This is a genomic window from Halosimplex salinum (genome assembly GCF_003730195.1).
In the GTDB taxonomy this organism is placed as follows: Archaea; Halobacteriota; Halobacteria; order Halobacteriales; family Haloarculaceae; genus Halosimplex; species Halosimplex salinum.
The window spans coordinates 606,060-612,059 of sequence record NZ_QWGG01000003.1 but is presented as its reverse complement, the minus strand read 5'-3'; the positions used below and the strand labels follow the sequence as shown (position 1 = coordinate 612,059).

General features: G+C 62.1%; 8 protein-coding genes and 1 pseudogene. 2 read left to right on the top strand and 7 right to left on the bottom strand.

What is annotated here, in order from left to right:
• Nucleotides 1-124 precede the first annotated feature (124 nt).
• Nucleotides 125-571: a hypothetical protein gene (locus D1409_RS24495; protein WP_164471646.1), complete on the top strand. Its 447-nt coding sequence runs from the start codon at nt 125-127 to the stop codon at nt 569-571.
• Nucleotides 572-614: 43 nt separating this feature from the next.
• Here the strand turns inward: D1409_RS24495 and D1409_RS11295 are convergent, their stop codons facing one another.
• Together D1409_RS11295 and D1409_RS11290 are read right to left on the bottom strand one after the other, a co-directional pair.
• A complete protein-coding gene (locus tag D1409_RS11295; RefSeq protein WP_123537063.1) occupies nt 615-1,673 on the bottom strand; it encodes a PQQ-binding-like beta-propeller repeat protein in 1,059 nt (352 codons plus the stop codon).
• A gap of 229 nt (nt 1,674-1,902) precedes the next feature.
• A pseudogene (locus D1409_RS11290) lies at nt 1,903-2,193 on the bottom strand (IS6 family transposase); the annotation flags it as partial.
• A 28-nt stretch (nt 2,194-2,221) separates the two neighbouring features.
• Between D1409_RS11290 and D1409_RS11285 the strand changes: the two are divergent.
• The gene (locus tag D1409_RS11285; RefSeq protein ID WP_164471611.1) at nt 2,222-2,656 is read left to right on the top strand and encodes a hypothetical protein; all 435 of its coding nucleotides are present in this window, start codon (nt 2,222-2,224) and stop codon (nt 2,654-2,656) included.
• A 36-nt stretch (nt 2,657-2,692) separates the two neighbouring features.
• Here D1409_RS11285 and D1409_RS11280 read toward each other — a convergent pair whose 3' ends face one another.
• From D1409_RS11280 to D1409_RS11260, 5 genes are all read right to left on the bottom strand, one after another.
• Nucleotides 2,693-2,881 carry a DUF7470 family protein gene (locus D1409_RS11280; RefSeq protein ID WP_123537061.1) on the bottom strand — a complete coding sequence of 63 codons (189 nt, stop codon included), beginning with the start codon at nt 2,879-2,881 and terminating at the stop codon, nt 2,693-2,695.
• A 66-nt stretch (nt 2,882-2,947) separates the two neighbouring features.
• Entirely contained in the window at nt 2,948-3,361 is a 414-nt protein-coding gene (locus D1409_RS11275) for an SCP2 sterol-binding domain-containing protein (protein WP_123537060.1), read from the bottom strand.
• 208 nt (nt 3,362-3,569) lie between these two features.
• Complete coding sequence (gene purM / locus D1409_RS11270; RefSeq protein ID WP_123537059.1) at nt 3,570-4,580, bottom strand: phosphoribosylformylglycinamidine cyclo-ligase; 1,011 nt, start codon at nt 4,578-4,580, stop codon at nt 3,570-3,572.
• Between the two features lie 73 nt (nt 4,581-4,653).
• Complete coding sequence (locus D1409_RS11265; RefSeq protein WP_123537058.1) at nt 4,654-5,136, bottom strand: peroxiredoxin family protein; 483 nt, start codon at nt 5,134-5,136, stop codon at nt 4,654-4,656.
• A 73-nt stretch (nt 5,137-5,209) separates the two neighbouring features.
• On the bottom strand, nt 5,210-5,923 hold the full coding sequence (locus D1409_RS11260; protein WP_123537057.1) for a DUF502 domain-containing protein: 714 nt from the start codon (nt 5,921-5,923) through the stop codon (nt 5,210-5,212).
• Between the last annotated feature and the right edge of the window lie 77 nt (nt 5,924-6,000).

Sequence of the window (6,000 nt, the reverse complement as noted above, 5' to 3'; positions counted from 1 at the left end):
TCGCCACCGCCACTGCTGGAGCGATTGATCAAGGACGCACAGAAAATCCACCAGGAACGACCGATCCTCCAAGAGACGCTCGCTACCGCTACGCAACCAAGGTGTGAGGGCTAACTAAAGACGGATGCACGGCGGGTATAATCTGGCCAGCGCTTGTATCGTCCTGGACTATTGGTATCCTGACCCTGACCAACAGGAGTCAAAGGGTATCGTTCAGAAAATATGTGGAAACCGTGAGGAAGGTAACAAAACGGCAATTATTGATTTTAAGGCGGCTGCTGACGAAAACGACTTCAAAAACCTCTCCGATAGCGAGGCACAGATCCGAACAACTGCCCACGAAACTGCACACGTATTCTGTGGACGGCATCATCATGGAAAGATCAACACGAAATTCTTCGGGGATGACAAGGTCTCACTGATGCGGAATCAGACGCAGGGGTTCGACTGTGAATGTGAAAATATAAATGGCGGAGATTGGGAGGATTCGACCCAAGATTTCAGCGACTGTGCGGAACCGGAAATTCAGTCATCGGTGAACGACGAAAGTCATACCACTGATGCTTGTTAAGCAGTTTCAGTAGAGAGGGCCAGTATCACTCTTTATTTTCTTCTCAGATGAAAGCATATATGCTATTTGCTGTCCGGCAGAACAGAAGCCCGTCGTAGAGATGGTCGAATACTTCTTGATCAAACTCTCGTTGCCACTGTACTGTCCCTTCAGAATCGAGCACCAGTAGTTGACGGTCGGTGGTAACAGCAACCTCCTCATTCTGACGAGGTACCTGCCGGGTTGAATCTGGGGCGGTAGACTGAACTGAGATCGATCGAACAGCGGAGTTTAGCTCATTCTGCCAGCGCTGGTCACCAGAATTGATCGAAATCGCTTGCACCCTTCTGTTACCGATGTAAGCCGTGTGGTCCGTGAGTGAGAGCGCCTCGACGCCATCAACCGTCCACCGTTGTTCGCCGTTTTCGGTGTCGAATGCGTACAACGTATCTGCCTGTTCGACGAAAACATGACCACCAGCGGTCCCGTGGAGTCGTTTACTCCCTTCGTCGAGGCCTGCACTCCAGATCTCTTCGCCTTCGTCAAGTGCGATGAGATCGTCCCAAAATGATGTAATCACGACAGCATCAGTTTTTGAGATCTGAGAGATATGATCTGACTCATTACCGTACTGCCAACGGATCTTCCCATCTGATTTGTCCAGGGCAGTGAGCTGTCCGGTAGTCGCGTACACCTCATCATCGACACCGATAACGTCGACTATCGATGGCAAGCTATCCGGGAAGAGATCGACTTCCCAGAGGATTGCGCCCTCTGCCGAGTCGATTGCTCGGACGTTCCCATCGTCCCCACCCACATAGACAACACCCTCTCGAGTGAACGGAGGAGTATAGACACTCCCAGTCTCGACTGACCACCGTTCTTCTCCGCCAAATGTCACAGCATAGACGTCGCCATACTCACTGCCCCCTGCGTCGTCGAAGACTCCAAAATAGATCGCATCGGCAATAACAGGTAGCGTGTAATCCCCGCGTTGAGCTTCATTAAACGTCCAGTCTGTTTCCCCGGATTCCGCATTTATTGCCGTGATATTTTCTCCAACTGTGATGACTTTCCCGCCCGCAGTGCCGGCTAATTCAGGGCTGTTAGTATATTCCCACATAGTCCTGGGATTCCTCCCAGAGCTTTCTGATCTCACACCTTGGCACCCGCCAATCGCTCCCGCACTTAAAACAGACGCAGCGAGAAATTCACGTCGCTTCACATCCGATCTTAGTGTGCCTTTCTGAAGTATTTAACGATATACATTTATAATATACCATTCAAAGTATGAGCCTCTGGTGAGGGGTCGTCTTCTCCCGTCCTCGTCGGAGGTCATCCAGAGGTCGCGTTTAGTTAGTGGCATTGTGCCAGCGAGCAAAGGCTTGGAGCCACGATTCGACCGTTTCCGGTTTAACATGGCTGCCGCAGTTCGGAAACGAAGAGGTTCGACGCTCGAGTTCGCGGAAGATCCGTGTGATGGCGTTCCGATTTCCGTAGCGACTCCTCTGAAATCGGGACCTTGCTCGGCGGAGTGCAGTTTGGAGATGTTGGGCGCCGTCAGTGAGAAAAACGGCGGTTTCGACATCGTGTTTCTCGCACAGTTCCCGGAGGAACATCTCGGTCAGCGCGGTCGTCGTGTCTCCTTTTTTGTATATGGAGTGAGCGGGGGTGGGTACGGCTGGGAGCCAGCAGACGCGAGTGGGGGTCGAATCGGTCGCGAAAGCAGCGGGCATCGCGGTGCTCGCCGTCATCTGCGGGGGGATCTTCCTCGGCGTCGTCGACTCCGTCCTGTCGGGACGGTTCGGCGCCGCGGTGTCGCCGTCGCAGATCCAGTACACCGCTATCTCGCACATCTCGACTGCGGCCGTGATGGCGTCGGTCCTGCTCGTGTTCGTCCGGGGCGTCGAGACGGAACTCGTCGCGAAAGCCAGCGGCGTCATCTACGCGGCGTCGTTCTTCGAGTCGATCCTCCGGAGCCTGCTTCGCTCGTCGCTCGGCGTCGACCCTGGCCTGTTCGTCAGGCCGCTGTACAGCGTCGTCACCTTCCTCGGCTACGTCGTCGCGTTCTACGTCCTCTTCGAGACTGACATCGTCAGCGGGTGAGAAGCGGGTCGCGGGTCCGGCCGTAGTCGGGAGCGGTCAGACCATCCCGCCCATGCCGAACGAGGCGAGGACGTTCGTGACGAGGCCGTAGAGGATCAGTCCGAGCCCGGCGACGACGAGGCCCATCCCCGCGGCGATCAGCGGGTTCACCCACGCGAGCAGTCCGATGCCGCCGAGGATGACGAGGATACCGACGATTCCAGCGGCGCCGAGTTTGTCGATCACGTCTCCCCGTCCTCCGCGCCGGGACTTAATCGTTTCAGTCCCCGCCGCCCGACCCCCGGAGCCGTCTCAGTACGCGTAGTCGGTGTCGAGCGCTTGCGCGGCGCGGACAAGTTCCGTGACGGCTTCGCGGCGGTTCATCAGTTGCATCGTCGACCCCTCGAACTCGAAGTCCCCGCCCAGCACCGCCTCCGTCACCTCGGTCTCGTCTTCGAGCAGGTCGACCCACGCGGCGTACGGCCCCGCGAGGCCGAAGTCGTACTCCGCCTCGGGGTCGTTCCCCCGCGCGGCCACGCACGTCCCGTCGGCGATCACGACGGTCAGCGTGATCGGGTCCCCCTCGTAGCGGTCGTCCGGGAGGATGACGAACCGGAAGGTGGCGTCGAACCCCGCCGCCGCCTCGACGAACGCCTCGCGGTCGTTGAGTCGCGCCTGTAATCTGTCGGCCCACGCCTCGGCCTCGCCGGGCAACGTCGGTGTCATCTTGTGTGGTGTGACCCGCTCGGCGACTTTGGCGTTTCGGGTCTAGCTGTGGTCGTTTCGACCGTACCCGACAGCAAGCGGTGAAAGCCCTCGACCCGCTCGCGGGGTCTGTGCGGGATATCCTCGCGGCGCTCCGCGCCGCTGCGGGTACCATCGGCGAAAAAATCTGGACCAAAAAAGCGCTCGCTCACTCCGTTCGCTCGTGGTACTACTCGGTCAGATCCAGCCCGCGGATCGAGACGCCTTCCTCGCCCTCTTCGACCCGTCCGACGATCCGACCGTCTTCGGTCGCCTCGACCACATCTTCGGCGTCCTTCTCGGACATGGCGGCGACGAACCCGGTGCCCATGTTGAACGTGCGGTGCATCTCCTCGTCGGCCACGTCGCCCTCCTCCTGGACGAACGCGAACACCGGCTGAGCCTCGAAGGGGTCAGTGATGTCGTAGTGGAACTCGCCCATGCGGGTGAGGTTCGTCCACCCGCCGCCGGTGACGTGGGCGGCGGCGTGGGTGTCGGCCTCGCGGAGCGCGCCCAGCAGATCCGTGTAGAGACGCGTCGGTTCGAGCAGTTCCTCGCCGATGGAGCGGTCCGAGTTCGGCGGGAACGGGTCGGTGTACTCGTGGTTCCGGGTGACGGCCTCGCGGGCGAGCGTGAGGCCGTTGGAGTGAATTCCCGAAGAGGGCCAGCCGACGATTACGTCGCCGGCCTCGGCCTCGCCGGGGAAGATAGCGTCCTTGGGGGCCAGTCCGGCGCAGGTGCCGGCGATGTCCAGACCCTTGATCACGTCGGGCATCACGGCCGTCTCGCCGCCGACGAGCGCGACGCCGGCGCGTTCCGCGCCCTCGTCCAGCCCTTCGCCGATCTGTTCGGCGGTGGCGTCGTCGGGTTTCTCGACGGCCAGGTAGTCGACGAAGGCGACGGGGTCGACGCCCGCGGCGACGAGGTCGTTGGCGTTCATCGCGATGCAGTCGATGCCGATGGTCGAGTAGTCGCCGAGCGCCTCGGCGACGAGGAGTTTGGTGCCGACGCCGTCGGCGGCGAGCGCGAGGTAGCGGTCGCCGATGTCGAGCAGGCCGGCGAAGTCGCCCTCGAAGTCGCCGGTCGCGCCCACGAGCGCCGCCGTCGCCGCCTCCTGCCCGGCGATGTCGACGCCCGCCTCCGCGTAGGTCAGTCCCTCCTCGCTGTCGTCCGCCGCGTCGTCCGCGTCGCCGTCGGTCATACCTGTGAGCGCGCCGGCCGCGAGCAAAAGGCCACCGTTTCGGGTGGAGCGCGGTCGACGGCCGGACCTCGATTCAGTCCTCGAATGGCGGCTCGAAGTCGTTGCGGATGTAGTACCGCACCCAGTTGCCGTAGGTGCGGTCGGCGGGGGTGTCCGACACCTGTTCGTACCGGACGGTGCCGCTCTCGTCGATCACGTAGGTCCCGGCGACGCCGGTCAGGCCGTGGCTGGTCTCCTCGGTACCGCTGTACCTGTCGGCCACCTCGCCGTCGGGGTCGGCGAGCAACTGGACCTGCAGGTCGTAGCGGTCGCGCATCTCGGTCACCTTCGGGAGCGGGTCCGGCACCACCGGGACGACGCTCACGTCGTCGTGGAACCACATGTCGTAGGACACCTCGCTGAACGTCTGTAGCTGCTCGGCGCAGAAAGAACACCAGTGGCCGCGGTTTATCAGGACGACCGCCGGCCCCTCTTCCAGTTCGTCGGCGAGGGCGACGGTGTCGCCTGCGGTGCTCGGCAGTTCGAACTCGGGCGCGGAGTCGCCGTCGAGGCTCATACCATCGGCGAGGGGCGCGAGCGGGGTAAGCACGCGGCCGGCAGTGTGCAGGTCGAGAACAGTCGCTCGACGGTCACGCCGGTTCGGTCTCGCTCTCCGCGTCCTCGCGCGTGCTTTCGTCGATGGCCATCCCGGTGGTCATGATCGCTTGCATCCCCTCCTCGACGGTGAGGTCGACGTCGAAGATGCGCTCCTCGGGGAGGTTGATCAGGTGCCCGCCCATCACCGGATTCGGTGCCATCGGGACGAAGACGGTCAGCATGTCCGTCTTGTCGGCAGCGCGCTCGATGGTCGCCGGCGAGTCCGCGGTGAGGAACGCGAGCGCGAAGCTGTCCTCGGTCGGGAATTCGACGATCTTCACCTCCTGGAAGCTGTCGGTGTTCCCGTCGACCATCACGTCGCTCATCCGCTCGACGCTGGTGTAGATCGAACCGATCCCCGGGAGGTCCTCCATGAGCAGGTCGATGCGGTGGGCGAGGTTCGTCTCTGGACCGTGTCGGGCGGCGAAACCGACGGCGAAGACGAAGCCGAACACGATCCCTGCGGCGATTAGCTGGACGACCCAGGTGCTCACTCCTTCGCCGGGCCCGAGCGCGACGATGAGCCCGACCAGCGGCGAGAGGGCGCTCGCCACGAAGCCCAGCGCCCAGACCAGGACCAGCGCGGTGATCAGGAACGGGACCGTCAGCGCGAGCCCCGAGAGCAGTGTCTGGCGGAGATCCCGCCTGACCGCTCTGCTCTCTGCAGCCGCTACCTCCGCGAGGTCGTCGACGTCCGAACCGGACATGTCCCGTGTTGGGGCCCGACACCGAAGTGCCTTGTTCGGCGTGGAAATCGCGGCCCACGCAACGGGGAGCGCGCCGC